Origin of the sequence: Paraburkholderia sediminicola (genome assembly GCF_046027355.1) — a bacterium.
Classification (GTDB): domain Bacteria; phylum Pseudomonadota; class Gammaproteobacteria; order Burkholderiales; family Burkholderiaceae; genus Paraburkholderia; species Paraburkholderia sediminicola_B.
The window spans coordinates 1-1,860 of the sequence record NZ_JAQQEK010000093.1 but is presented as its reverse complement, the minus strand read 5'-3'; the positions used below and the strand labels follow the sequence as shown (position 1 = coordinate 1,860).

Genomic DNA, 1,860 nt, shown 5'->3' with positions numbered 1-1,860 from the left:
AAATCGGCATAGGGGACGGCCATGAGGCCGTACCCCTGCCACACCACCCGGCGTGCGGGTCCGCACCGGGCGGTTCGGGAAGTTGAGGTTATGAGAGTCGGGGTACACCCAGCCGGTCGAAGTAAGCGATGGTCAGCACGCTCTTGAGAAGCCGGTCACTATTGCGCCACCAGCGGCGACTGTTGGCCGCCACCTGTTGTGCTACAGCGGACGGCGCCCCCAGCGCCCGCAGTTCCCGGTAGATGGGGGGGCCGCGGCGCCAGTGTTTGAGCTGGATAGCCCGCAACCGGTGACGCAGCCACTTGTCCAGTTCGAGCCAGACTCGCGGCGTTTGCGCCAACCGGAAGTACGCCCTCCAGCCCGGCACGTATGACCGTAGCTGATCCACCACATCCGTCATGCTGCGCCCGCCAGAGCGACGGGTCAGTTCACGAATGCGGTGTTTGAACGCCAGCAGCGCTCTGGCCGCCACCTTGCGTTTGACCACCCCACCCGCAGCCACCCATAGGCTGTAGCCCAGAAACTTGCGACCGAACACACTCGCCACCGCGCTTTTGGTCTCGTTGACCTTCAGACGCAGACGGCCATACAGGCGTCGCAGCAGTGCCATCACCCGCTCACCCGCGCGACGGCTACGAACATACACATTCGCGTCGTCGGCGTAACGTGCAAAGCAATGACCCCGCCGCTCCAGTTCCCTGTCCACTTCGTCGAGCAGCACGTTGGCCAGCAACGGGGATAGCGGCCCGCCTTGCGGCGTGCCCTGATCCCGCCGCTGGACCACTCCGCCATCCATGATGCCGCTGTTCAGATACGCCCGGACCAGCCGGATCACGCCGGCGTCGTCTATGCGTTTGCGTAGGCGATCAATCAGGATGTCGTGGTTGACTCGGTCGAAGAACTTCTCCAGATCAACGTCCACCACGATCCGCCGCCCCGACTGCACGTACGACTGCGCGGCAAGCACCGCGTCGTGCGCACGTCGTCCGGGCCGGAAGCCGTAGCTGTGCTCGCTGAATGTAGGGTCCAGCACTGGCTGCAGCACCTGCAGCAGCGCCTGCTGGATCAGCCGGTCCGTCACCGTCGGGATGCCAAGCTCGCGCTCGCCTCCGTCCGGTTTTGGAATCGTTACCCGCCGTACCGGACTGGGCCGGTACGTCCCCTTCAGCAACTGTTCGCGGATCGCAGGCCACGCCGTCACCAGATGGCGCGACGTCTGGTCTATATCCAGACCGTCCACGCCAGCGGCTCCCTTGTTGGCCCTTACCCGTTTGAACGCCCGCTTCAGGTTCTCTTTCGTCAGCGCCGCTTCCAGCAGCGTTGACCCTGTATCCCCGGATTCATGTCGCGGGCAGCAGGCTTCATCGCTCACAGGCATAGGCGCGGCTTCACCGCGCGTGACTCCCGCTCGCCCCGCTTGCACGGGCATCTGACGCATGGCCTGTCGCATCGACATGACGCTGGACACTCCTTCCCGTTTGGCCCTTTGTCACCAGCTTCAGCCTCACCGGCCTGTCCTGTGACTACTACGGCCTCTGCTGACTTCTCGCTCCGGCTCGACGCCGTTGCCCTTTCAGGCATGAGGCGAGATCTCCCCAGGTAAGAACGCACTCCTTCACTGCACAACCGCCGGATTTACGTCACCGCCCTTTGATCACGAGAGCTTCGCGGTTACGTGCCCGCTCGCCCTGCTCGGCAACGCCTCCTATCCGGTTCTTGTCCATCGGCTCGCAGCTTCGCTCCACGCTTCCTCCCCACACCCGGTCACCCTCGTGCAGTTGCGCTTCGCTTCGCTCGCTGTGATCAACTCGCGGTGGGACTTCCACCCACAAGAGTGCGCCCATGCTGGGCGCACACGCA

The 1,860-nt window shown here is 64.3% G+C and carries 2 protein-coding genes; both read right to left on the bottom strand.

The annotated features are described in order from the left end of the window. Nucleotides 1-88 precede the first annotated feature (88 nt). Nucleotides 89-1,456, bottom strand: coding sequence for a group II intron reverse transcriptase/maturase (gene ltrA, locus PQR42_RS45355; protein ID WP_408393888.1), 1,368 nt, complete (start codon nucleotides 1,454-1,456; stop codon nucleotides 89-91). Nucleotides 1,457-1,640: 184 nt separating this feature from the next. After that, a partial coding sequence (locus PQR42_RS45350; RefSeq protein ID WP_459252336.1) for a hypothetical protein occupies nucleotides 1,641-1,860 on the bottom strand: 220 nt, incomplete at its 5' end.

What these genes read in the sequence shown, in the direction of transcription:
- ltrA (WP_408393888.1), bottom strand. Translation starts at nt 1,456, where the DNA reads ATGTCGATGCGACAGGCCATGCGTCAGATGCCCGTGCAAGCGGGGCGA.